21 protein-coding genes are annotated in these 23,924 nt (G+C 49.7%); 19 read left to right on the top strand and 2 right to left on the bottom strand.

The genetic code is table 11. The features are described from left to right. Window positions 1–44: 44 nt before the first annotated feature. Complete coding sequence (locus ACE3MQ_RS26035) at window positions 45–623, bottom strand: GNAT family N-acetyltransferase (RefSeq protein ID WP_379398309.1); 579 nt, start codon at window positions 621–623, stop codon at window positions 45–47. Window positions 624–861: 238 nt separating this feature from the next. Here ACE3MQ_RS26035 and ACE3MQ_RS26040 point away from each other — a divergent pair, with 238 nt between their 5' ends. From ACE3MQ_RS26040 to ACE3MQ_RS26075, 8 genes are all read left to right on the top strand, one after another. After that, window positions 862–2,817, top strand: coding sequence for a GTP-binding protein (locus tag ACE3MQ_RS26040; RefSeq protein ID WP_379398311.1), 1,956 nt, complete (start codon window positions 862–864; stop codon window positions 2,815–2,817). A 137-nt stretch (window positions 2,818–2,954) separates the two neighbouring features. Next, the gene (locus ACE3MQ_RS26045) at window positions 2,955–4,358 is read left to right on the top strand and encodes an MATE family efflux transporter (RefSeq protein WP_379398353.1); all 1,404 of its coding nucleotides are present in this window, start codon (window positions 2,955–2,957) and stop codon (window positions 4,356–4,358) included. A 483-nt stretch (window positions 4,359–4,841) separates the two neighbouring features. After that, window positions 4,842–5,735, top strand: coding sequence for a carbohydrate ABC transporter permease (locus tag ACE3MQ_RS26050; protein WP_379398313.1), 894 nt, complete (start codon window positions 4,842–4,844; stop codon window positions 5,733–5,735). Window positions 5,736–5,745: 10 nt separating this feature from the next. After that, complete coding sequence (locus ACE3MQ_RS26055; RefSeq protein WP_379398315.1) at window positions 5,746–6,606, top strand: carbohydrate ABC transporter permease; 861 nt, start codon at window positions 5,746–5,748, stop codon at window positions 6,604–6,606. Next, window positions 6,603–7,541, top strand: a complete 939-nt coding sequence (locus ACE3MQ_RS26060; RefSeq protein WP_379398317.1) for a carbohydrate kinase family protein — start codon at window positions 6,603–6,605, stop codon at window positions 7,539–7,541. Before ACE3MQ_RS26055 ends, ACE3MQ_RS26060 begins: the two co-directional genes overlap by 4 nt. Before the next feature lie 53 nt (window positions 7,542–7,594). After that, window positions 7,595–8,380, top strand: a complete 786-nt coding sequence (locus ACE3MQ_RS26065) for an amidohydrolase family protein (RefSeq protein WP_379398319.1) — start codon at window positions 7,595–7,597, stop codon at window positions 8,378–8,380. 40 nt (window positions 8,381–8,420) lie between these two features. Next, entirely contained in the window at window positions 8,421–9,242 is an 822-nt protein-coding gene (locus ACE3MQ_RS26070) for a BtpA/SgcQ family protein (protein ID WP_379398321.1), read from the top strand. 59 nt (window positions 9,243–9,301) lie between these two features. Continuing rightward, a complete protein-coding gene (locus tag ACE3MQ_RS26075; protein WP_379398323.1) occupies window positions 9,302–10,684 on the top strand; it encodes an ABC transporter substrate-binding protein in 1,383 nt (460 codons plus the stop codon). A 90-nt stretch (window positions 10,685–10,774) separates the two neighbouring features. Here ACE3MQ_RS26075 and ACE3MQ_RS26080 read toward each other — a convergent pair whose 3' ends face one another. Further along, window positions 10,775–11,551, bottom strand: a complete 777-nt coding sequence (locus ACE3MQ_RS26080) for a DeoR/GlpR family DNA-binding transcription regulator (protein ID WP_379398325.1) — start codon at window positions 11,549–11,551, stop codon at window positions 10,775–10,777. Window positions 11,552–11,773: 222 nt separating this feature from the next. On the opposite strand from ACE3MQ_RS26080, the gene ACE3MQ_RS26085 reads away from it, so the two are divergent. From ACE3MQ_RS26085 to ACE3MQ_RS26135, 11 genes are all read left to right on the top strand, one after another. Next, window positions 11,774–13,438 carry a PucR family transcriptional regulator gene (locus ACE3MQ_RS26085; RefSeq protein WP_379398327.1) on the top strand — a complete coding sequence of 555 codons (1,665 nt, stop codon included), beginning with the start codon at window positions 11,774–11,776 and terminating at the stop codon, window positions 13,436–13,438. A 154-nt stretch (window positions 13,439–13,592) separates the two neighbouring features. Further along, a complete protein-coding gene (locus ACE3MQ_RS26090; protein ID WP_379398329.1) occupies window positions 13,593–14,876 on the top strand; it encodes a dihydroorotase in 1,284 nt (427 codons plus the stop codon). Between the two features lie 18 nt (window positions 14,877–14,894). Further along, window positions 14,895–16,079, top strand: coding sequence for an NAD(P)-dependent malic enzyme (locus ACE3MQ_RS26095; RefSeq protein ID WP_379398331.1), 1,185 nt, complete (start codon window positions 14,895–14,897; stop codon window positions 16,077–16,079). 162 nt (window positions 16,080–16,241) lie between these two features. Then, window positions 16,242–16,982 carry an ABC transporter ATP-binding protein gene (locus ACE3MQ_RS26100; RefSeq protein ID WP_379398333.1) on the top strand — a complete coding sequence of 247 codons (741 nt, stop codon included), beginning with the start codon at window positions 16,242–16,244 and terminating at the stop codon, window positions 16,980–16,982. Then, the gene (locus tag ACE3MQ_RS26105; protein ID WP_379398335.1) at window positions 16,982–17,758 is read left to right on the top strand and encodes an ABC transporter permease; all 777 of its coding nucleotides are present in this window, start codon (window positions 16,982–16,984) and stop codon (window positions 17,756–17,758) included. The genes ACE3MQ_RS26100 and ACE3MQ_RS26105 overlap by 1 nt, the downstream gene beginning before the upstream one ends. Before the next feature lie 28 nt (window positions 17,759–17,786). Next, complete coding sequence (locus ACE3MQ_RS26110) at window positions 17,787–18,587, top strand: nucleoside phosphorylase (protein ID WP_379398337.1); 801 nt, start codon at window positions 17,787–17,789, stop codon at window positions 18,585–18,587. Next, the gene (locus ACE3MQ_RS26115) at window positions 18,584–19,618 is read left to right on the top strand and encodes an ABC transporter substrate-binding protein (protein ID WP_379398339.1); all 1,035 of its coding nucleotides are present in this window, start codon (window positions 18,584–18,586) and stop codon (window positions 19,616–19,618) included. Before ACE3MQ_RS26110 ends, ACE3MQ_RS26115 begins: the two co-directional genes overlap by 4 nt. 14 nt (window positions 19,619–19,632) lie before the next feature. After that, window positions 19,633–20,406: an ABC transporter permease gene (locus tag ACE3MQ_RS26120; RefSeq protein ID WP_379398341.1), complete on the top strand. Its 774-nt coding sequence runs from the start codon at window positions 19,633–19,635 to the stop codon at window positions 20,404–20,406. Window positions 20,407–20,510: 104 nt separating this feature from the next. After that, on the top strand, window positions 20,511–21,818 hold the full coding sequence (locus tag ACE3MQ_RS26125; protein ID WP_379398343.1) for a Zn-dependent hydrolase: 1,308 nt from the start codon (window positions 20,511–20,513) through the stop codon (window positions 21,816–21,818). Continuing rightward, window positions 21,787–22,641: a dihydroorotate dehydrogenase electron transfer subunit gene (locus tag ACE3MQ_RS26130; RefSeq protein WP_379398345.1), complete on the top strand. Its 855-nt coding sequence runs from the start codon at window positions 21,787–21,789 to the stop codon at window positions 22,639–22,641. Before ACE3MQ_RS26125 ends, ACE3MQ_RS26130 begins: the two co-directional genes overlap by 32 nt. Then, window positions 22,638–23,567 (top strand): dihydroorotate dehydrogenase, encoded by a 930-nt coding sequence (locus tag ACE3MQ_RS26135; RefSeq protein WP_379398347.1) that lies wholly within the window; start codon window positions 22,638–22,640, stop codon window positions 23,565–23,567. Before ACE3MQ_RS26130 ends, ACE3MQ_RS26135 begins: the two co-directional genes overlap by 4 nt. The last annotated feature ends 357 nt before the right edge of the window (window positions 23,568–23,924 follow it).

Raw genomic sequence — 23,924 nt, forward strand, 5'->3', positions numbered from 1 at the left:
CCTTTTGCTGTACCTTCAGCTTTATTTAGATCTAACAATAATACTTAAAATTCCGCGCCGCGAACTTTAGAGAAGACCATCGTGCTTCTTAATGAGCCGTCGGTGCCGCAAGCATCCTTCCGCAGGATCCCTTCCAGGGTAAAGCCTAGACGCTGTGCCACTTTGGCGCTTTGCATATTGCGTTCGTCGCACCGGATCTCGATCCGATTGGCCTGCAGCTCATGGACGGCAAAATTCGTAATTGCATCCGCGGCCTCTGTAATCATGCCTTGCTTGCTGAAGGAAGTGCGTACCCAATACCCGATTTCGAATTTGCGGGCCTCCCAATTGATCCGGTGAAGACCGCTGCATCCGATAATCTGGCCTGTTTCTTTGAGCGTGAGAAGCAATCGCAGATCCGTTCGCTCTAAAAATTTCAGGTGAGCATTACGGATGTCTGTCTCTGAGTCCTCGAGCGTAGGCATTTTTTGTGCCCAAGGCATCCATGGACGTAATTGTTCAATACTTTCGGCAACAGCCTCGTTTACCGCTGCTCCATCTCCCCATTGCGGGGCCCGGATCAGTAATCGCTTGCTCTCGAAGCTTTCAGGAATGTTGAATAAGATTGGATCCAGTTTGTTCATGCCTACACGCCTACCTCTCGAAAATATTTCCAATAAACATATCATAGGGCGTATTCTTTGATCAAGATGTGATTTAAGCAGCTGTTGTTGGTACTTATACTTAAGAGTTTACCGCTGCTTCAATGTACAGCCTCCCTTCTTGAAGGGAGGCATTTTCATAGGAATGCAGGGTTTGCTTTTGCTATAATTATAGTTAGATAACTAGAGTCTACTGAACTCCTTGAAGAGAGGATAACGAATGTACAAGACGATTGGGATATTAGCGCATGTCGACGCCGGGAAAACGACATTCTCGGAGCAGCTGCTTTACTATACGAAGAGCATTAAGCAGCGCGGCCGCGTGGATCATAAGGACGCTTTCCTGGACAGCCATCAAATTGAGCGACAGCGAGGCATTACGGTATTTACGGATCAGGGGAGGTTCACCTACCGGGACTCCAGCTATTTCCTCATCGATACCCCGGGCCATATTGACTTCTCTCCCGAAATGGAGCGAGGGATTCAGGCTATGGATTATGCAATTATTATCATTAGCGCCGTCGAGGGGATTGAAGGGCAAACGGAGATCGTGTGGGAGCTTCTGCGGAAGCACGGGGTTCCTTGCTTCTTTTTTATCAATAAAATTGACCGGGTAGGGGCTGATGTCCAACAGGTGGTGCGGGACATTCGAAGTACTTTTGCGGCGGATGTATGCGATATTACGGAGGCCTTGGCCGAAGACGGCGAAATGAATGAGGAGCTGGCAGAGTTTCTGGCCGAGCGTGACGAAGCTCTATTGGAGCGGTATATGGACACCGGCTACGACAGGGAAACCTGGCTTGCCGCAATGCAGCGCCTGATTGGGGACAATGCAATCTTCCCCTATGCCTGCGGCTCGGCGCTGCAAGGGATCGGAATCGAGAGCTTCCTGCAGAAGCTGGATCAGCTGACGGTGACCGACTATTCCAGCGAGGAGCCGTTTGCCGGCCGTGTTTACCGGATTCGCCATGACGAGCAGGGCACGAGAATCACTTTTGTTAAGGCGCTAAGCGGGACGTTAAAAGTGCGGGATATTCTCCATTACGGCGATGCAGAGAACCGTATAAGCGAGAAAGTAACCCAGATCCGTGTGTACAATGGCCGCGAATTTAAAGCCGTGGAACGGGTGGAGGCGGGAGAGCTATTTGCCGTTACCGGTCTGTCCATGGCTGCGGTGGGTGACGGCCTAGGGGAGTTAACGGAAAATGCTGTGTACGAAATGGTGCCGACCCTGAAATCGAAGGTGATCCTGGAACCTGAGGTGAACAAGAAGGAGGCTCTGCAATATTTCAAAATATTGAATGACGAGGATCCTTCTTTGAATGTCCTTTGGGTGGAAAGCCTGCAGGAGATCCATCTTCATGTCATGGGAAGAATTCAGCTTGAAGTACTCCAGCAGCTTGTCAAGGAGCGGTTCGCCCTAAACGTATCGTTCGATAAGCCGGAGATTCTGTATAAAGAAACGATCGAGGCGGAGACGACCGGCTACGGCCATTTCGAACCGTTAAAGCACTACGCCGAGGTGCATCTTCGTATGCAGCCGGCTGAGCGAAACAGCGGCATCCGGTTCGAGAATGCCTGCCATGCCGATGATCTGTCCGTCGGGAACCAGAACCTTGTACGCCATCATCTATATGAACGGGAACATCACGGCTTGTTAACGGGCTCGCCGCTTACGGATGTGGTCGTAACGTTGCTTACCGGGAGGGGCCATAATAAACACACGTCCGGCGGCGATTTCAGGGAGGCAACTTATCGCGCGTTAAGGCAAGGGCTGGAGAAAGCGAAGAACCTGCTGCTGGAGCCGTACTATCAATTCAAAATCAAGGTGGAGCTGGATCAGCTTGGCCGCGTGATCTCGGACGTGCAACAGGCTCACGGCACCTGCGACGCTCCCCGCACGGAAGGGGACAAAGCGATTCTGACGGGAATTGTACCGGTTGCGACTTTTATGAATTACAGTAGCGAGCTAGCCTCCTTCACTCAAGGAAGAGGGACGCTGAGCTTAACATTCGCCGGCTATGACCGGTGCCATAATGAGCAGGAGGTCATTGAGCGGATCGGCTATAATAAGGACGCAGATCCGGAGTATACTTCGTCTTCGATTTTTTGCGCGAAAGGACAGGGGTACACCGTACCTTGGAATGAAGCGGAAGGAAAAATGCACTGCTTGTAATGTAATTTCTGTAAACGGAGAAAAATTCTCTTTGTTGATGATCGTTCAATCTCTTCTAGTAGAAGAATGCTATAATGATATGAAGCTGTATAAAAATTACGCTGATGCAACAGATACAGAATCCAACCAAAGAAGTGATGACACAGGTGAATAGTTTAAGGCCGAGAATACGACAGGGCAGTGTTTCCTTGTTAAATCGTTATTTTACCGGAACATCGATGGATTATAAGCAAATCATTTCGATTATTATTCCTATTTTTGTTGACCAAGGCTTTATTGTTTTGATGAGTCTGCTGAATACGGCCATGATCAGCTCGTCCGGGGTAGCCGCCGTCAGTGCGGTGAGTATGGTAGATTCGCTCAACATTTTCTTAATTAATGTGTTTGTGGCCATAGCTACCGGGGGGACGGTCATCGTTGCGCAATATAAAGGCAGCGGGAATCAGAGCATGGTGTCCAAAGCAGCTACGCAGGCTCTATCCGCTGTAGCGGTGCTGTCTGTGCTGCTCAGTGTCTTGGTCATTGTTTTTCATACGCCTACTTTGAACCTGCTATTTGGCCAGGCGGAAGCGGAAGTCTTCCAGAATGCCAGGCTGTATCTGATCGGCAGCTGTATCTCCTACCCGTTTATTGCGATATTTCAAGCCGTCAACGGCGTACTTCGAGGCGTGGCGGAGACGAAGGCCAGCCTGAATTTGTCTTTGATCATGAACATTACCTTTTTGTGCTTGAACGTACTGTTAATTACGGTTCTGGATTTAGGCGTGATCGGTCTCATTATTTCTATGCTATTAGCCAGAATTCTAGGCATGGTCAGTTCTTTGGTTTACTTGTTGAAATATAACCAGACCCTGCGCGTCCAATTAAAAAACACGTTAAAGCTGGATTTCTCGATCCAGAAGAAAATTATGTTCATCGGCATTCCCTTTGCTGCAGAGCAGATGTTTTTTAACGGAGGCAAGCTCCTGACGCAGACCTTTATTGTGCAATTGGGGACATTGGCAATGACGGCGAATGCGATTAGCGGCTCCATGTCGCTAGTCTTTCAAATTGGAGGAGGAGCGCTGAGTATTGCGATTGTTACGGTGGTCGGCCAGTGTATCGGCCAAAGGAATATTCAGGACGCGAGGAAGTTTATTAAATCCTTTATAGGGCTCTCCACCATCCTGTTCGTGCTTGCATCGCTGATTCTGCTCCCTTTATTTCCGCTGATTGTGCGCATGTTCTCGCCGCCTGCGGAAATTATTCCAACCATTTTCGGTTTGATTCTGCTTATCGCCATTGCGCAGCCATTCCTTTGGTCGTTTAGCTTTGTTCTGCCGGCAGCCTTGCGCGCCGCGGGGGATTCCAATTTTACATCGGTCTCATCTCTGTTGTCGATGTGGCTGTTCCGCGTTATTTTGGGGTATATCCTAGGCATTACGCTCGGATTTGGCATTATGGGGGTTTGGGTGGCCATGGTAGCTGAATGGGGCATTCGCGGATTAGTCTTCGCTTGGCGATTCAGGGGAGAGAAATGGTACGCGCATAAACTGATCTAAAAAAGCTAGAAAATGCTGTAATGTAATAAAATGATAGTTAATGTAATAATTTTATTGGTAATGTTTGGACTAATAGAGTATTAGGGTTATCCCTGATGCTCTATTTTTTTATGTTTGAAAATGACTAACCAACTAAATAACGCGTAGTTATTAAGGCTTTGAAGAGAGAGAAAAGAGAATCGGGATATAGAAGTCTACTTTCTCGCTTTTGAATGTTCGATTATTTATTATTATGTTCTAATAATAAAAAGCATATTGACATGAATCGAAATAAAAGTATAATCAAAAACATAGAAATGAATGCGCTTTCCAAAATTGAATATGAAAAAACAAGCAAAAAAGTTAGGGGTCTTTGAACGTTGTGTGAATAATATGTTGAAAAATCGCTGTTTTAAAGTGATTGCTAAGGTGTGGTGTTAATATGAAAGTTAACATATAGAACAAAAACGAACTTTACACTACTCAAAGGAGGACATACAGCTCGTGAAAAACCCGAATCCGTTGCATCACTTTGTAGATAACGAGAAGTTCATCAAAAGATTAATGTTGATGCCGGCAGTACTGGTGCTTATCGGGATCATGATCCCGTTCCTGATCGGTGTGGCGACCTCGCTCACAGACAAGAAACTTTATTCGGGCAACTTCAATTTTATTTTCCTGAGCAACTATATCAACAACTTCAAAGATCCGATATTTCTGACGAGTCTCGGCAACACCTTGAGCTACGTAATTATGGCGATCCTCATGCAGCTGCCCCTGGCAATATTGGCTGCGCTGCTGCTCGATATTCCGTCCAGATTCAAGGGCTTTATGCGTTCGGTATTGGTGTTTCCGCTATTGATACCGCCGATCGTTTCCAGCCTGATGTGGAAGACGATGATGCAGCCGAATTCGGGGGTTCTGAATTATCTGCTGTCGAAGGTCGGCATCGCCCCGTTTCCGTGGCTGACTAGTGTGGATACCGCATTGTTCTCTCTCGTCGTAATCGATACTTGGGTATACCTTCCTTTTATAACGATCATATTATTGTCCGGTTTGCAGTCGCTGCCGCAGGACATCCTGGAATCGGCTCAAGTGGATGGAGCGAACCCGATTCGAATCTTCTTCGCAATTAAGCTCCGGTGGCTGAAATCCAGCATCCTTCTCGTTCTGTTATTCCGTGTTTGCGATTCTTTAAAGGCCTTTGAATTAATCTATTCCACCACGCGCGGCGGGCCGCTGAATGCCAGCCGGACGCTGAATATTATGGCCTATGAAGAGGCGTTCCGTTGGTCCAGTATAGGCAAGGCAATGAGCATATTATTCACATTATGGATTCTCGCTTACATCGCCAGTACGTTCTTGATGCGTAAATGGAATAAGAGCGGAATCGAGTAGGAGGTGCGCAGTGAGCCATTCTTCACATCAATTCATTAAGACGATTGTCCGCTATGCCGCGTATATGGCCTTGTTATTCGTCATTATGTTCCCGCTCTACTGGATTTTTACGATGTCACTCAAAAACTTTAAGGACATTATAGCGTATCCACCCAGATTTATATTCACTCCGACCTTTGACAATTATAGGCAAATTTTGTTCAGTGGCGGGAGCTTTAGCGATTTGCAGGGTATTCCGGAGTTTCTACGCTATGTCATCAACTCCAGCATTACGACGTTCAGTGCGGTCGCACTGGGGCTGGTGTTGGGTCTGCCAGCTGCATACGTTCTGGGTCGCGAGAAGTCAAAGGCGAATGACCGTATTGCCGGTAATTTTATGAGTTATCGCTTCGCACCTGAGCTTGTGGTTATTTTGCCCTTGTATTCGATTTACAAGAAAATCGGCTTCTATGATACTTTTCCGGGGATGATTCTGGTGCATCAGCTGATCACGCTGCCGCTGATCATTTGGATTATGAGGGGCTTTTTCCGGGAGGTGCCGAAAGAAATGGAGGAGGCGGCGAGCATCGATGGCGCTAATCATTGGATCATCTTCTTCCGTATCATGCTCCCTATCGTTAAATCGGGAATTGGAAGCGCGATGATTATCTCCTTTGTCTTCAGCTGGAACAACCTGCTATTCGGCTTAGTGATGTCCGGGGGATCGACGATGCCGGTCACGATGGGAATTCTGCAGGCGATGACCTTTGACCAGATTAAATGGGGAGAAATGGCGGCCTCTGCGGTGATATCTTCCGTACCGGGGATTATCATCGCGATATTTGCCCAACGTTTCCTCGTTAAAGGACTTACGATGGGGGCGGTAAAATGAAGAAATTTCAATTATTGTCAGTCGGCAGCTGGGCTCCCTTTGACCATCTGTTCAAGATGAGTCATTTTCCCCAGGAAGGGGAGACGATACCCATTGAAACTAGCGGCGACGGGGTTAATCAGGTGTACTTCGGAGATTGCAGCATTAATCTAGCCTATGTAGCCGCACAACTAGGGATAAAGACTTCCCTGGCCACGATTGCGGGCCATGATTTCGATGCGTATGGCTACCGGGCTCATCTTGAGCAGGCCGGTATCGATTTGAGCGGGCTTACGATAAAATCCGATCTGCCCAGCGGACACAACTATCTATACTTCGATAGTCAGGGAAAGGGCTTCTGCTTCTCTTATCTGGGCGCGGCAGAGCAGCAGGAGGAGGAGCGGATTCCGGACGGCTTGGCCGCTCAAGCTGAGCATGTTGTTGTCAGCGAGAAATTTTCCTCCTACACGCTAGAAGCTCTGCGGGCAGCACGCGAAGCGGGCGCTCACACCTACATCAACGGCATGGTGGAAACGGCCGAGGATTTGCTGGACGAATTTCTCTCCCTGACCGATGTGATTTTCATTAATGAGAGTGAATATGGACGGTTGATTGCCAAAATCGGCGGCAGCGAAGCAAGTCTTTTTGAAAAATACGGTCTGGAGCTGATTTTTATGACGATGGGGATGCGCGGCTGCAGGGTTATTTCGGCTGACAAGTCGGAAATCGTGCCGATTGTAAGGAGAGAGAACGTGGTGGATACGACCGGAGCAGGCGATTCCTTTGCGGGAGGAGCGATAGCGGCGCTGATCAAGGGCTGTACTCCCCGGCTAGCCGCCCAAGTAGGAGCTACGGTGTCCAGCTTCATCATCGAGGCTTGGGGCTGCCAGAGCAATGTGCCCGATTGGAACAGAATGAAGATCCGCTACCGCGAATATTTCGGGGATGAATTATAGCGCTCCAATCGCTCGATTCATTCGCTGACCAATTACAAAAAGGAGGATGCTAGATGAAAGTAATTGATGCTCATATGCACTATGGTACCGATGCAAAGGTCGCGAGCTCGGTATGCACACCGTACATGATTACGGGGCAGCCGGATACGGTCATTCGTTACTTGGATGAGCAAAACGCTTCCCATGGTGTTCTTTTTCCGCATGACCGGATTATGTCTCCCCCTTGGGACGTGGACTACGATAAAGCGAATATGCAGGTCGGGGAGGCCGTTAAGAAATACCCGGATCGCCTGGTCGGCGTAGCCCGGATCAACCCGACGTTCGGCAAAGAGCATACCTGTGCTCTCATCGACAAATACGTGAAGGAATGGAATTGCAAAGGGCTCAAGCTGGTAGCCGGGTACGATTTCTATCGTCCTAACGATATGAAAGTAATGGGGCCATTAATGGAAAAAGCGGAGGAGTACGGATTGACGGTGCTTTTCCACTCCGGGGATGCGCCTAGAGATCTGCCTTCGTTGCAAGCCATCGCTGCTAAAAATTATCCGAAGGTCAACGTCGTGCTCGCCCACGCCGGCATGCATCTGTATTTATGGGAGGCAATCATCGCGGCTCAGGATTATCCCAATATCTATGTGGACATGTCCCAGGCATTTCCATTTGATATTAAAATCTTCATCGAGCAGGTATCCAGCGAAAAATTGATGTACGGCTCGGATGCGCCTTACCAGTCGGCCGCTGTAGAGCAGCTCAAGCTGAGAGAAATCGGCCTGACCGACAAGCAATTGGAGCAGGTGTTCCGGACGAATGCTATGCGCATCTGGGGAATCAAAGAATAATCAAAATAACGCCAAGAGCGACAGAATGGAGAACTGACAAATGAGCATACTTCAAGAATTGTTCCCTGTAAAAAAACCAATTATCGGCATGGTGCACTCTCTTCCGCTGCCGGGTTCCCCGGAATTCAAGAAATACAATCTGCCGGACATTTACGACTATTGCGTAGAAGAAGCGATGAGGCTCATCGAAGGCGGCGTCGACGGACTGATGATTGAAAATGCCGGTGATATTCCTTTTGTAAAATCAGAATATATGGGCCCGGAGACGGCGGCTTGTATTGCCATTATCGGAGAGCGCATCCGTAGAGAGACGAACCTGCCGATTGGCGTGAACATCGTAGCGAATGCGGCAATTCAATCAATTGCGGCTACCCAGGCCTTTGGCGGGCAATTCGTCCGGGTGAACCAATGGGCCAATGCGTATATCGCTAACGAGGGATTTGTGGAAGGAGCCTCTGGGGTAGCGCTTCGCTACAGATCGATGCTGGAGGCCGAGGATATTCACGTCTTTGCTGACGTTCATGTCAAGCATGGCAGCCATGCCATCGTGGCAGATCGGCCGATTGAAGAACTTGCGCGGGATGCAGCTTTCTTCGGTGCTTCCTCGTTGATTGCCACAGGCTTCCGTACCGGTGATCCAACGAAGGTCGAAGAGGTGCTTGCCGTGAAGAAAGGGGCCGATTTGCCGGTGCTCGTGGGCAGCGGAATCGACGCCAGCAACTGCCAGGAGCTGTTGAAGGTAGCTGATGGAGCCATTCTCGGGGTTTCGATCAAGGATCCGAATCTGATGAGCGGCAAAACGAATGTGGCCAAGCTGAAGGAATTTATGGATCGCGTCCGTGAGCTTCGCGAAACCTTGTAATTCAGTAATTTTTTAAAAAACAAGAAAAGAACCAATTGTGGAAAGAGGTGTAGCAAGCAATGAAAAAGCAGATTAGTCTTCTAGCTGTTGCAATACTAATGTTTACATCCCTCATTGGCTGTGCGCAGAAAAACCCGAGCAATGAAACTTCGAATGGTGGAAACGGTGGGGGAAAAACCTCCGGCGAAGAAATCAACTTGCTTCTAGTCTCCCATACTTTTGTGGATGCACTTAAACCGCTCATCCCTGAGTTTGAGAAGGAAACGGGGATTAAGGTGAAATATGAGGTGCTGGCGGAAGGCCCGGCTTTTGAAAAATTGCTAGCTGACCTCTCTTCCAATACCGGTATCTATGATGTCTTTATGACTTCGCCGATCAACAACTGGCAGTATATTTCCGGCGGATGGATCGAGCCCTTGGATGAGTATATCGCGGATACGGCAAAGACACCGGAATCCTGGGATTTCGATGATTTCGTGCCGGGTATTGTCAACTCGGGCCGTTGGACAGGAGAACCTCTTAAAGGGGTTGGCGAAGGCAAGCTGTATGCGCTGCCGATCAACTACGAAAGCTATAATTTGGCTTACCGTCCCAGCATCCTGAAGAAATACAACTTGGAAGTACCGAAGACTTATGAGGATCTCGGCAAAATGGTTACGGAGCTTTCAAAGACCAATATGACGGATGAGAACGGACAGAAGATTTATCCGATTGTAACCCGCTTCGATAAATACTGGGATTTGACTTACTTGACGCTGGGCACGATGCTCCAAACTTACGGCGTGAAGATGATTGATGACAATGGCGAAGTCGCTATCGACTCCCCGGAGAGCATTGAAGCTACGGAGCTGTTCGTGAAAATGATTAAGGAGGGCTCCCCGGAAGGAGCCGGACTGTTCACCTGGTATGAGGCCTTGCAGGGCTTTGCTTCCGGTCAGTATCTGTTCTCGCTCAATGAGGCTGACGGCTTTGCTTCTACCTATGAAAACAAGGAGCAATCACAAGTCTCCGACGATGTAGGCTACGCCTTGACTCCAGAAGGGCCGGGCGGCTCCCGCAGCGCCTCGATCTGGGTATGGTCGATGGGGATGAATTCGTCGTCCAAGCAGAAGGACGCTGCCTGGAAATTCATGCAGTGGACAACCTCCCGCGAGGTGATGATCAAGACCCATCTGTCCGGCAACATGAACCCGGTACGTACCTCGGCTTGGGAGGACCCAGAGGTTGCGGCGATGGTGAAAGGCTGGGGCGAGAACGAAGGACAATATCTGTCCGTCGTTCAGGAAATGTCCAAAGTAGCTGGCTTACGACTACCGGCGCATCCTGAGATTACCCGCTTCCTCGATATTTGGGCCGAAGCGGTACAGAAGGCTTTCTACGGGCAGGATACGGTGGAGAACGCCTTGAAGGATGCCGCCGACCAGATTAGAAGATCGCTTTAATACACTAAGCAGCAGCCGGAGATCATTGCTCCCGCTGCTGCTTTTGGCTGCGAATCCCTTATTTTTTATCCAAGCTAGCCTTGGAAGTTTTTACTCATTAACCTTGGCAATGATGACGTTCACGTTGATGCTCTTGCAGTAAGTTACAAAGCTGGGGTCGATGTTGGAGTCGGTGATCACGGTATCTATTTCGGACAAGTGGCCGACCTCCAAAAACTCAGGATCGCCCAGTTTGCTGCTATCGATCAGGATAACGACCTTCTTGGAGCGTTGGATGGCGGCCTGCTTAATTCGCAGGCCGCTTATGCTGGACGTGGATAGCACCCCATTCATAGAAATGCGGGGCAGCCCTATAAATGCAGTATTAAAATTCATGCACTCGATCATCTGCTCGGCAAATGGCCCCGCACAAGAGCCGGTTTCCTTCTGCAGCTCACCACCGAGACAAACGACTTTTACGCGGGAACGAGATATTAATTCGTTCGCGGTAGAAAGCGTGTCGGTAACGACTAACAAATTTTGCGTATTGGAGATCAATTGAGCCAGGCAATAGACCGTTGTGCTCGAGTCAAAAAAGACGCGATCCCCTTCGTTGATCAGTGCCAGAGCTTCCCTTGCGATAGCTTCTTTCTCCTTACGATTGACCATGATGCGCATTTCATAGGAGCGTTCCGATAACACATTATCCGGAGGAAGCATGGCTCCGCCGTGAGAACGAACGGCAATTTTCCGCTGCACCAAGTCATCCAGATCTCGGCGGATCGTCATTTCAGTGACATTGAACAGGCGGGAAAGCTTCGCGACTTCAACCATTCCGTTGCTTTTCAGAATATCCTCTATTTCTCTTAATCGTTCTTCTCTTAGCATATGAACACGCTCACGTTTCTTCTATTATTTAATGAGAGATAATGTTTCTAAACACCTTAAATATATCATATATTAGAAAATAAATAAACAAAAACAAACAGTCATTACTGCGAGCTCAATAGGCTGAAAGGTATGTACAAACAAGGATTTGATATAATATGAACAAAGCTGTTCGTTTAAGCTGAATATCGAACAACAAGATCACATGAAGAGGGCGAATAAATGGGTGTTAGCGTAAGGAAAGCAATGCAAATCGGAGGATTGCAGCAATGTAAGGTTGTTGCTGGGGAGCAGGGACTCGATCGGACAATCGATTATATAACGGTTATGGAGGTGCCGGATGTCATCCAGTGGCTGAAGGGCAATGATCTTTTGCTGACAAGCTTGTATGCCATCAAGGATGATGAAGAGGCGATCGGCCGCCTGGTCGATCAGTTGGATGAGGTAGGCAGCTCCGCTTTGGCGATCAAAACCCATCGCTATGTGACAGAGATTCCGGAAGCGATCATCGAAGCGGGAAACCGGCTACGGCTGCCCATTATCCAGATCGAAGGCGAAGTATCTTATTTGGATATTATGACGCCGCTGATGGAATTGCTGCTGAGAAGCCGCGAGGCGGACAATGAGGCGTTGGAGCCTTTTTTTCAGTGGATTACGGAGCTGGCGATGGGAGGGAAAGGAATTCAGCCTTTGGTTGAAGCTGTGCAGCAAATAACGGAAAACCCCATTACTGTGGGATCAGATATCCCTTCGCTGGATAGTCTTCACAAGGGGAGAAATGTCGCTCCGCTCACCCTGGCTCAGAAAAATGAACTGAAGACGGCCAAGCGGTCAATTCGTATGCAGCGGCTGCTCGATAACCAGGAGACCTCCTGCATCGTGACTCCTTTGCTCTTTAATGGCACTTTGTATGGTGATGTGACTTGCTGGCAGACGACACGGGATTTCCGGGAACGCGATTTGATCGTGCTCGACCGGATGGTGCTGCTGCTGGCATTAGAGTTTTTGAAGGCCATTACGAAGGCTGATGTGGAGCAAACGTTCAAGGATGATTTCCTATCGGAAGTGTTGCTGGGAAATTTGAAGGACAAGGAGGAGGTTATTTCCAGGGCAGCCTTGTTCGGCTGGGATCTTCGTAAAAATTATCAAGTGCTCTCCATCGCCTTCGCCCCAAAAGCGAGCGAGAACGTGGAGCAGCAGGATCCGCTCATCCTGCAGGAGGAGAAGCGCAAGCTTCTGAGGAAGATTAAAGAAATTTTTCGCTTTGACGCTCATAAAATCATCGAGAGCATTCAGAGGGACGTGCTTGTGGTGCTGTATCCAATTCCTCGCGAGATCCTGAAAGGCGAGCCTAAGTCGAAGCGGCCTCGTTTGAGCGATGGTCAGGAGGAGACGATCAGGAGCGTCGCGGATTCGCTCATACAGCAGCTGGCCCAGGAGTTTGAGGATATCAAGTTTGTGATTGGCGTAGGTCGGTTTCATCCTGGACTCGAAGGCATTCATATAAGCTACATGGAATCCATGAAAGCCATTAAATTAAGCAAGCCAATTTCGAGGGATAGCGGGTGCATTCATTATGAGGATTTAGGAATATACCGGATATTAAGCCCATTCGCGGATCAGGAGGAGAAGGAAGCGATTTATGCAGAAACAATCGGTAAGCTGGTGGATTACGACCGAAGCAATAATTCAAATCTCGTAACGAGCTTAAACGAGTATTTTGCTCATAACTGCGTATTATCGGAAACGGCCTCAAAGCTGTTTGTCCATGTGAACACGATGAAATACCGGCTGCAAAAAATAGAGCAGTTAACCGGCTGCAGCGTCCATGACGCCGAGGAGCGGCTGCTCCTGCATATCGGCCTGAAGCTTCATTCCATCCTTTAAACAGAACTGAAAAGGCATCTATGTTGAATTACGTTCTCATTTAGCCGAACCGACAATTGTCGGTTCCTTTTTTTGTCCACAGGAACATATGACCGCTCAGGATTGTTTGTTAAGATGCTTGTACCTAATAGATAACAAAGGAGTAAAACCATATATGAAAACGCTTTTTCGGAATGGGCTGGTGATAGATCCGAGTACAAAGTTAGAAAGGGTTACGGATGTTTTCGTAGACCAGGGGCGAGTCATTTATATCGGCGATAACCTTGAGCAAATGGCTGATCGGGTCATCGATGCTACCGGGCTGATGGTTGTTCCTGGATTGGTTGATATTCATGTTCATTTTCGTGATCCGGGATTCCCGCAAAAAGAAACGATTGAGACGGGCTCGTTGTCTGCAGCTGCCGGCGGCTTTACATCGGTCGTATGCATGCCGAATACCAAGCCTGCAATCGATACGGTGGACACCTTAAGATATGTGCTGGATACCGGGGCCAAGCTGGGAATAGTCAAGGTATATTCTTCCGCTGCCATAACCTATGGCATTGAAGGATGCAAGCTCACAGAGTTGGAAACTCTAAGCGAAGCAGGAGCAGTGACTTTTACGGATGACGGCCGTTCGGTGATGGATCCGCATCTGCTTTATGAAGCGTTTCAGCGGGCCGCAAAGCTCGGCATTCCGATCAGCTCCCATTGCGAGGAGCACCGACTTATCGACCGCGGAGCATTGAATCGTGGGAAGGTTAGCGAGCGGCTCGGCGATCCGGGCATCCCGGCGATCGGCGAGGAACTGATCATAGCCCGGGACATATTGTTTGCCGAAGAGACAGGAGCCCGGCTGCACATTCAGCATGTATCTACGGCCCGGGGGGTGCAGCTCATTCGTGAAGCGAAGGCGAGGGGCGTTCGCGTGACGGCAGAAGGTGCTCCGCACCATTTCTCGATCACGGACGAACAGGCGCTTATTTGCGGCACGCTAGCCAAAGTGAACCCGCCGCTTCGTACGGCTCACGATGTCGAAGCCGTCATTCGCGGTCTGCAGGACGGAACGTTGGACGTTATCGCGACGGATCACGCTCCGCATACGGCTGAGGAGAAGTCGCGTCCGCTCGATCAGGCGCCGTTCGGCATGGTCGGGCTGGAGACGGCGGTTGGGCTAACCTTTACGAATCTTGTCCATAAAGGGAAGCTCACGGCGGCAGAAGCCATTGCCAAGCTAACCGTTCAGCCAGCCGCCGTAATGGGGCTGCAGGCCGGTAAGCTGGCCCCAGAAGGAGAAGCGGATATAACGGTGATCGACCCTGATAAGGAATGGGTCGTTGATCCGAAGGGCTTCCGCTCGAAATCACGAAATACGCCGTTTGACGGAATGAGATTAAGAGGCAAGACGGTTATGACGATGGTAAGAGGGCAAATCGTCTATGAAGAGCTGAACCAATAATCGGATGGAGAGTGGGACATGAACGCGAAGCAACAGATGATCGATAAGCGGCTGGCGGCGCTGGCCCTTCACCGGGAACACCGGGGCAAATTCGAAGTGATCTCCAAGGTGCCCGTCAAGGATGCCGATGATTTAAGCTTGGCCTATTCCCCCGGAGTCGCGGAGCCTTGCATGGAGATTGCGAGTGATCCAAAAGCGGCCTATGAATATACGGCAAAGGGGAACATGATTGCCATCGTCTCCAATGGAACGGCTGTATTAGGGCTCGGGCCTATTGGCCCGGAGGCGGCGATTCCGGTTATGGAGGGAAAAGCGATCCTGTTCAAGCAATTCGCGGGGATTGATGCCATACCGCTCTGCATCCGCGGTACGGAGCCGGACGAGCTTGTCGAGACGATCAAGCGTCTAGAGCCTTCCTTTGGAGGCATTAATCTGGAGGATATTGCTGCCCCTGCCTGCTTTGAAATTGAGGATCGGCTCAAAAAGGAGATGGGCATTCCCGTCTTCCATGATGATCAGCACGGTACGGCGATTGTTGCGCTGGCGGCATTAATAAATGCGGTGAAGCTTACCGGACGGAATGTACCAGATACTCGAATCGTGGTCAACGGAGCAGGCGCAGCTGGCTTGTCCATTACGAAGCTGCTCGTTAAGTTTGGGTTCCGACAAATCATTCTCGTGGATCGGACAGGCGCAATCTACAAGGGAAGAACCCAGGGCATGAACGCTTATAAGGAAGAAATCGCCGAAATAACGAATATCGAAAGGGCAGATGGCAGCCTCGAACAAGTAATACAGGGAGCCGATGTATTCATCGGCGTGTCGGCGGCCAATATTTTATCAGAATCGATGGTGCGCACCATGGCGGCGAACTCGATCATCTTCGCGCTTTCCAACCCGGATCCGGAGATCATGCCGGAGGCGGCATGGCGCGCCGGGGCTGGCATCGTATGCACAGGACGATCTGATTACCCCAATCAGGTAAATAATGTGCTGGCTTTTCCAGGAATATTCCGAGGAGCCTTGAATGCACGCGCAGCGGCGATTACCGATGAGATGAAAATTGCCGCAGCTAGGGCCATTGCTGAACTGGTCTCCAATGAGGAATTGACCGCGGATTATATAATTCCTAGGCCATTCGATGCACGCGTTGTGAATAATGTGGCTGAGGCGGTAGCATTAGCAGCGATAATCCCAAAGTAAATTGTACATGTGGACAAATTTGAAGGGTGCAAATCTGTCCGGTGGGACATGTGTATGAAGCATTTTAAATAATAAAATACTAAAAAGATAAAAAAATTAGGCTTTATAGGCTTTAGTTGAAGTTTGATGAAGCAAAAGACACAAAAGGGAGTGTGATCCGACATGTCTACCGCGATTCGCATCGAAGAGGTAAATAAGATATATAAGGCAAGCCGAGGCCGCGAGGTGCAAGCATTGACGAACATCAATCTGAACGTCGATGAAAGCGAGTTCATCTCGATCATCGGCCCATCAGGCTGCGGCAAGTCCACCTTGCTGCGAATTCTGGCCAATTTGGACACGCCCTCTTCCGGTCATATCCATTGGGAAAGTTCTGCCGATCATATTGGATTCGTCTTTCAGGACGCTACTCTGCTCCCGTGGAAGACCGTCTACGAGAATGCGAAGTTTCCTCTGGAAGTGAAAAAGATGACCTCGAAAGAGCACTTGGACAATCTCGATAAGCTGCTTGAGCTGGCCGGATTGAAAGGCTTCGAGAAGGCCTATCCCCGCGAGCTCTCCGGTGGGATGAGACAAAGAGTCTCGATCGTTCGAGCGCTCTCCTACAACCCTGACGTCCTGCTGATGGACGAGCCGTTCGGCGCTCTGGATGCTTTGACCCGGGACAAGATGGGCATTGAGCTGCTCCGGATCTGGACGGAAACGAAGAAGACTATTCTGTTCGTAACGCACAGCATTGCCGAAGCGGTATTTTTATCGGATCGCGTCATTGTGATGTCTCCTCGCCCTGGCAAAATCGATGAAATCATCGATATTGATCTGCCCCGCCCGCGAAGCGTAGAAGTCAAAGAAACGATTGAATTCGTCAATTACGTGAAAAAATTAAGGGAAGTGTTAGGCTGATGTCCAAGATTAGAGTTATCGGCGAATACGCCGCAGCCATGATCGTTTTAGTGCTGCTGTGGTACGCCTACATCATCGTCTTCGATGTTCCTGCCTTTATGCTGCCGCTTCCGTCCGATGTGGGCACGGCATTGATCGATATGTTTGCGGAGCAGAATGTTCTGTACCATTTCCTCATTACTTCCGGCGAGGTATTTGCCGGATTCATATTGGGAACGCTCCTCGGATATGGTATCGGTTATCTTATCGGGAAGGTCAAGCTGCTGGAGGAAGCGCTGATGCCGTTTATTCTTCTTGCCCAGACGGCGCCCAAAATCGCGCTAGCACCGCTGTTCGTCATCTGGTTCGGGCTCGGTTTCACCTCGAAGCTGGTGCTCATCATCTCCATGGTGTTCTTCCCCGTTATGGTAGGTGCGGTGTTTGGTTTGAAGAGTATTAACTATAACTTGAAATGCCTGATGCAAATTACCGGCTTGAACTGGTGGCAGAAAATCATTCAAGTAGAGCTGCCGCATTCGCTTCCGCAAATATTCGCCGGGTTGAAGGTAGGCGTCGTGCAAGCCGTCATCGCTTCGATCGTGGCCGAGTGGATTTCGGGAGAAAGCGGTCTCGGGTACCTGCTCGTATACAACAGTACGACCTATAATTCACCGATGCTGTTCGCCAGCATCATTTATACGATCATTATGGGCATCCTATTTTATGTCTTGATTGGTGTACTTGAGAATCGCTTCTTGTTCTGGCATGAATCGAAGCGGCTGGAGAGTAAATCGTGATTTCTACAAGAGAAGGTGACGGAAAAAAATGAGCAACGGTCATACATTCATTCAGGCAGACTTCCCCATGTATGAGGGAACAAAAGTCCCCCATCTTCGTATTGCCGAAGGAGATGTAGCGCCCTATGTGCTATTACCTGGAGACCCGGGGCGTGTGGAACTAATCTCACAGTTGTTCGACCAGTACGAAATCGTCGGCTCGAACCGGGAATTCAAGGTTGGCACCGGTGAATATAACGGAAAATCCGTATCGGTATGCTCAACCGGTATTGGCGGCTCCTCCACGGAAATCGCCGTGCTTGAGCTGCTGAAGCTAAAGGCGAAGTGCTTGCTGCGCATCGGAGGCACCGGGGCAATTCAAGAAGGAATCGATTGCGGCGACTTGATTATCAACACGGGCAGCGTTCGGATCGGCGGGACTTCGCATCATTACGCTCGTCCTGAATACCCTGCCGTTGCTAATCATTACGTGGTTCAGGCCCTGATTGAAGCGTGCGAGGAATTAGGATACCGTTACCATCTCGGGATCGGGGCGACGACCTCTTCCTTTTATCATGGGCAGGGCCGGGACTTGACGGGCTCCAACTATTCAAGCGGCATCATCGAAGAGATGCAGTCGCTGGGCGTTTTGAACCTGGAGATGGAGTCGGAGACGCTCCTGACGCTGGCTTCGGTCATGGGAGCTTACGCGGGCACGCTGCTCGTCGTCCACGCCAACCGTGCCACGAACCAATGGCTCGTCGATTACGAGGAAAGCCAAATGAAATTATGCAGGGCTGCTTTGCATGCCATCGATAAATTAATCCACAGAGGAGTTGTAAAACTATGAGAAAAGCAACGTTCGCATTTTTATCTCTGATGCTCGTAATCGTTTTATCCGCCTGCGGCGCAAAGGCTAACAATAACGGCGCAGCCCCGGATTCGGAGGGGCAAGGACAGTCCAATGAACTGAAGAAGGTTACAGTGCAAATGGACGGAGCTGCCGTTCCTTATTACGCCCCGATGTATGTGGCGAAGGAACAAGGCTTTTTCAAAGAAGAGGGATTGGATGTTGACTTCGTCTACGCCGATGCTGCAAGCATCGTGAAGAACGTGGCCGCAGGCAATGTGCAGTTCGGTTTCCCGAACGCGGATTCCGTAATTACGGCTAAAGCACAAGATATTCCGGTGAAAGTCGTTCACACGACATATCAGCATGGCCTTGGTGCGACGATTTTCAAGAAAGACAAAGGCATTAGCAGTCCGCAGGATTTGAAGGGCAAGACGATCGCTGTTACGAGCTTCGGCAGCCCGAACTATATTCAGTTGCAGGTTATGCTTGAGAAGAACGGAATGAGTACCAAAGACGTCAACACAAAAATCGTCGGCACTGGCGCCATCGTCAATGCCCTCGTTAATGATCAGGTTGATGCCATCACCTTCTCGATGCTGCGAACCGTTGAGCTTCGCAACAGCGGGGTCGAAGTCGATGAAATCCGTTCAGATGAATTTCTGCCGTCTTTCGGTAACGTAGTAATTACCTCCGACAGCTTCTTGGAATCGGACAAGGATACGGTCATCGGCTTCAACAAAGCATTGAACAAATCCCTGGATTACATCATTAACGGCGATGTGAATGCCGTCGTGGATATGGCTATTAAGAAATACGCACCAACCGCGGAAGGCAAGCAAGAGATTACGGCAAAAATATTCAACGACGTTTTCATTCCTTACTTGTGGCAAAGCGAACTGACGGAGAAGGAAGGCTTTGGGGCTGCCGACATGGACAGATGGCAATCCGCGATCGATACGCAAAGACAATTCGAAATCATCAGCAAGGATATTAAGGCGGATGAGCTTGTAGTCACGAATCTGAAATAATGGTGGGGATATCATTGTCTAAATATGGACGCAAAAGCATTTTGGTCATAGGTACGCTGCTGATATTTCTTTTGCTGTGGCAAATCTATGTGACGGCGTTCAAGGTTCCGCCACAAATATTGCCTGCACCTTTGGAATTCTTCGGCAAGTTTATCGGCTATTTGACGATGGACGGATTCGGCGTTCATATTGGAGCCACGCTGTATGAAATTTTCGTCGGCTTCATTATCGGCAGCGCAATGGGACTCGTATTCGGTTATTTTTTGGCGAAAAGCGTTGTGCTGGAGCGTCTGTTCACACCATACATTGTGCTTGCGCAGATTGCACCAAAAATCTCGATCGCTCCCTTGTTCGTCCTCTGGTTCGGGCTCGGGGCGACCTCAAAAATCGCGCTCGTCATTCTCGTTGTATTCTTTCCGATCATGGTCAACACGATCATCGGGATTCGATCTGTCGAGAATAATATGCAGGATCTGCTGCACATTCTGAAGGCGAACCGCTGGCAGCGCTTCTGGTCGGTTGAAATTCCGTATTCTCTCCCGTCGATTATGTCGGGATTAAAGGTATCCACAACGTATGCTATCACCGGCGCGGTCATTGGAGAGATGATCGGGGCCAAGGCGGGCCTTGGATATTTGGTTATTCTAGGGAACGAAACATTCGATATTAATATGATTTTGACGGCGGTTATTTTGCTGAGTGTCATCGGGCTGGTTCTGTATTTGCTGTCGAGTTATTTGGAGAAAAAAGTACTTCATTGGCATGAGTCGCAAGACATGATTATGTAACTACGGAACAACGAGCACCATATGCCCGCCCTTTCGTCCGCGTCAGCCGTCGGTGGAATGAAGGGGCGGGTCTTATTTTAAGTAGGCACCCGAGGTGAATGAACATGAATATCGCTCGCTTGGAATCATTATTCATTGAAATGAATCATATTGGCGAATCCGCGGATCACGGAATTACGAGGCTGGCTTATTCCGAGGAGCATTGGGCAGCTAACCAATACTTTATTCGGAAGAGCAGAGAGCTAGGGATGTCCGTACGGATTGATGCAGCCGGCAACGTGATTGCCCGGAGGGAAGGAACCGAGATCGGATTATCTGCGGTTGCCTGCGGCTCTCATTTGGATACCGTCTACGAGGGAGGCCCATTTGATGGGACGCTTGGTGTCATAGCCGGCCTGGAATTGGTTGCAAGCTTGAATGAGCGTGGAATCGCGACTTGCCGTCCTATTGAGGTGATTTCCTTCGCTTGCGAGGAATCGGCGCGTTTTGGCGTATCTACGATCGGCAGTAAGGCGATGTCCGGATTACTAGATCCTAGCATGCTAGTACAGTTGGAGGACAAGGAAGGGATCTCTTTTTCGGCGGCTTTGTCTTCGGTAGGGCTGGAGCTGCAGCGAATTACCGAAGCGCGCAGAAGCAGAGGCGAGCTGGCCGCCTTCTTCGAGCTTCATATCGAGCAGGGGCCGGTCTTGGAACGGCGTAAGCTGGATGTGGGGATCGCCGTAGGAATTGCCGCACCCTTTCGCCTGGAGCTGACCATTCAAGGTAAAGCGTCCCATTCTGGGACGACGCCGATGAATATGCGCCATGATGCGTTAATTGGCGCTGCCGAAATTATACTTGAGGTCGAACGAGCGGCCTTGGCGGAACGGGAACATGGAACCGTAGCCACTGCCGGTGTCTGTGATGTTCATCCGGGAGCTATGAATGTTGTGCCGGACTGGGTGAGCCTGAAAATCGATGTTCGGGGCACGATAGCCGAGTCGAGAAAGACGGTTGTGGATAGGATAAACGAGAAGATTCGCCAATTGGAACGAACTCGGGGGCTAACGATCGATACACGTATATTGAGCAATGAAGAGCCCGTCCTGCTGGATGAGCGGCTCGTCCGCTCTCTATCTGAGCAATGCGATGAGCTGGGAATTTCATATTTGACGATGATGAGCGGAGCAGGCCATGATGCCATGAATATGGCGGCATTATGCCCGACAGGGCTTATTTTCGTCCCGTCGCAGGGTGGGCTCAGCCATCATAAGGATGAGTTCAGCTCGATGGATCAGGTTGCGAAGGGTGCGGCTTTGCTCGAGCAGGCGGTGCTGCTGTATGCCGAGCCTGTATCGGGCACTGTGCCCGGGATGAATATGGGAGGAGGCAAAACACATGAAAGCGGTCAAGCTAAAGATATTGTCTAATCAGCAGGTCAGTCAGCGGTATTGGCATATGGTCGTAGATGCCTCCGAGCTTCAGGAAGACGTCAAGCCGGGTCAGTTCTTCAATATTCGCTGTGCGGAGGAATATTATCCCTTGCTGCGTCGGCCTTTCAGCATATATCGGATTAACAAGCAGGAGGGAACGCTAGAGTTTCTCTATTTGGTCAAGGGGATTGGAACCCAGCGTCTTACCGGGCTGACGACAGGTGAGCGCGTGGATGTGTTCGGTCCGCTCGGCGAAGGCTTTACACTAAAGACTACGGAGGCTGCCAAAGCTCCTGCTAGTGGTAATAATAATTTTGCCAAAGAGAACGGTGAAAGCGGTGTCCCCGGCAAAATCCTGATGCTGGCCAGAGGAGTCGGGATCGCGACGCTCGCGGCATTAGCGCAGGAGGCCTCTGAACAAGGCGTACAGAGCGTGGCGATCATCAGCGCGAGAACCCGCAACGATCTGCTGGCAGCGGAAGCTTTGGAAAGCTGCGGTACCGAGGTATACAAGGTTACCGAGGAGGATGGCAACAGCGGCGTTGAGCATGTAGGGCAGCTTTTAGAGCGTTTGATGCAGGAGCATCAAATCCAGGCGGCTTACACCTGCGGATCGAAGCGGCTGGCTAAGCTCCTGCAGGATATGGCTGAGGCAAAAGGAATTTATGCAGAAATTGCGCTGGAGGAAAATATGGGCTGCGCTATGGGGGTTTGTTTTGCCTGCGTATGCGATCTGCGTCAAGCGGGCGATACCGTACGTACCGTTCGCGTATGTAAGGAAGGCCCGGTATTTCCGCTGGAACAGGTGGTGCTGACATGAATATTACAGCGAAAAAAAGCGTGAATTTACAGGTCAACATTGGCAGCCTGCAATTGAAAAATCCGATCATGCCTGCTTCCGGCGCTTTCGGGGAAGATATGGACAGCGTGATCGATTTCAACGAGATTGCTGCGATCGTGCCTAAGAGCATTACGAAATATCCGAGAAAAGGGAACAAGACGCCCCGGGTATGCGAGGTTCCTGCGGGCATGATCAACTCGATCGGAATTCAGAGCAAGGGCATTGAATATTATTTGCAGCACACCCTTCCTTATTATCGTCAATATGAAGTCCCGTTGATTTCCAGCATCTCTGCCGATTCATTTGACGAATTTGCCGAAATGGCGGAAACAATTGGTCGGGTTGATGGAGTGGCTGCGCTGGAATTGAACATTTCCTGTCCCAATTTAAAAGGTGACGGTCATGCGTTCGGCATGGATCCTGAATCTACCTATAAGCTGATCCATCAGGTGAAGCAGGTGACCGATAAGCCGGTCATTGCCAAGTTGACGCCGAACGTAACGAGCATTCAGGACATTGCCCTGGCTGCCGAACAAGGCGGAGCGGACGGCCTGAACGTGGCTAACACGATCCTGGCCATGTCTATCGATGTTCATTCGCGCAAGCCCAAAATCGGCAACGTCATGGGCGGGCTGTCAGGCCCGGCGGTGAAGCCGATCATCGTGCGGATGATTTATCAAGTACGGCAGGTGACTCGTCTGCCTATCATCGGCTGCGGCGGAGTGATGACCGGGGAGGATGCGATAGAGATGATGCTTGCCGGCGCTTCCGCCGTGCAGGTAGGAACCGCCAGCTTCGTTCAGCCCACGGCGATGCTCGATATTTTACGGCAGATGGTGGACTACATGGTGCAGTACGGGATCGCAGACATTAATGAGCTAATCGGCGGCGTCATTATCGATTAGGTCTAACAAGCGTCTTAATTAAAAGGAATTGAAATTGAATACACCGAATCAACGTAAAGGGCAGCGGGGTTTCCGGCTGCTTTTTTCCTTACAAGAATTTATATCGAAAGTTTGCAAACAACCAAAGTGTGCCAATATTGATGATATGTTTCTTATTGCTTTGATTGCTCTTTTCCTAACTAAATGGATTTAAAGTAGTTAGTTTTTGCGATATAGAAGGGAGAGTAAATTTAAATGTATTTCATGTAGTTAGAAGAAGGGAAATTGCCAATCATGGGCTGGATTCTTGATTTTAGATGCATAAAATCCATCTAATTGCACTGAAATATTCGTTTAGAGCATAATTAGATGCATAAA

This window comes from Paenibacillus lentus, assembly GCF_042714055.1.
GTDB lineage: Bacteria > Bacillota > Bacilli > Paenibacillales > Paenibacillaceae > Fontibacillus > Fontibacillus lentus_A.